The sequence below is a fragment of the Marinitoga sp. 1197 genome, from assembly GCF_001021165.1.
GTDB lineage: Bacteria > Thermotogota > Thermotogae > Petrotogales > Petrotogaceae > Marinitoga.
The window spans coordinates 1-1711 of sequence record NZ_AZAY01000046.1; the positions used below are offsets into that span (position 1 = coordinate 1).

General features: G+C 27.1%; 2 pseudogenes. Both read left to right on the plus strand.

The window, feature by feature from the left end:
• A pseudogene (locus X275_RS09615) lies at positions 1-785 on the plus strand (PD-(D/E)XK nuclease domain-containing protein); the annotation flags it as partial.
• Positions 786-1032: 247 nt separating this feature from the next.
• Positions 1033-1659 (plus strand): annotated as a pseudogene (locus X275_RS09620) (AAA-like domain-containing protein); the annotation flags it as partial.
• Positions 1660-1711: the final 52 nt, after the last annotated feature.

Sequence of the window (1711 nt, forward strand, 5' to 3'; positions counted from 1 at the left end):
AAAAAATAATAACAGAAAAACATTTTGAAAAAACATTATATGATTATATAAGGAAATACATAGATAAAAACATGGAAAATATAATATCAAAAGCGAAAAAAGAAAAAGAATTAATGATGAAAATATTATTTGAACCAGAAAGCATTGAATTTGATATAAGCGATGATAGAATCAAGTTTTTATATTTAAATGGGGTAATAGATGACTGTGACGGAAAATGTTGTGTAAAAGTACCGTTATATTATAAAAAATTATACAATCATTTCAAACCACAAATAAATGGCGAAAAATCGCAAATGAAACCATTTGATGAAAGTATAAAAAAATATCTAAACCAAGATGAAAGTCTGGATTTAAACAAATTAATGAAAAGATATATAAAATATATAAAATCAAGAGGAGCAGTAATGTTCAAAGGCAGGAACTATTACGAAGGGGTATATCAATACAATCTTGATCAATTTCTTAGTTTGTATGTAGAAGCAGCAGATGGAAAAGTATATCCGGAAACACAAATAGGCGGAGGAAGAATAGATTTATTGATAAATTTAAACAACAAAGAATACTTAATAGAAATAAAAGCAAATATAGATGAAGATCAATATGAAAAATCAAAAAAACAAATAAAAGAATATATAAAAAGAAAAGGGCTAACTGAAGGATGGTTAATAATATATTCAGATACAATAAAAGATTTTGAATATATAACAGAAGAAGAAAATGGAATAAAATTACACATTTGGTTTATAAAAACCAATTTTAAAAGTCCATCTAAGGTAAAATAATCCTATATATGACTTTTTGGAAGAAAAATATTATCACTCATTAGAATAGATTTGAACATCTTTGAAGGTAGAGAACGAAAACTCAAGGGATTTTTTACTTTAATTAAAAACCAATTTTTAATCTTATAGCCCGCCGTAGGCGTATAACACCGGAGGAGAGAGACAGCTCAGAATTTTTTTGTTTTAATTCAAATTTAAAGTTTTTAATCCAATACCCTACCGGAGGTATGTTATACGGAGGTGAATCATGAGAAGATTCTGCACAAGTGGCCCCGTTGATAAAAAGACATGTTATTATATTGACCGACCAGATATAATGGAAGAAGCACTTGATCATATAGAAAATTGGAGATACTTTACAGTATCAGCACCAAGACAAAGCGGAAAAACAACATTGTTAAATGATATAGTTGAAAAAACAAAAGACAAATATTTACCAATTTTTATTTCTTTTGAAAGTTATGGGAGTAAGAGTGAGGAAGATTTTCTTGAAACACTTGTAATTGATATACTGGATGATATAGAATATAGATATAATAAAAAAATTAAACTAAAAATCCCAAAAAAGCTTGATAAAATAAGAGAGATGTTAAAGGAATTATATGAAAAAATAGGAAAAGAGATAATATTAATGATAGATGAGTTTGAAAAATTAGATGAAAAAATAATGAATGAGTTCTTGCATATAATACGAAGTATATATCACAAAAAACAAATATACAAACTCAGAAGTGTAATATTAATAAGCGTAGGATATCTAAGTGGAATATTAGAAGACAATGCCAGTCCATTCAACATAGCAGAACATTTAGAAGTGCCATACTTTACCAAAGAACAAGTATATGATTTACTTTCACAACATGAAAAAGAAACAAGGCCGGCTTGACCCCCGAAGATTAGACAAAAAATAAGAAAAACTCATTTTT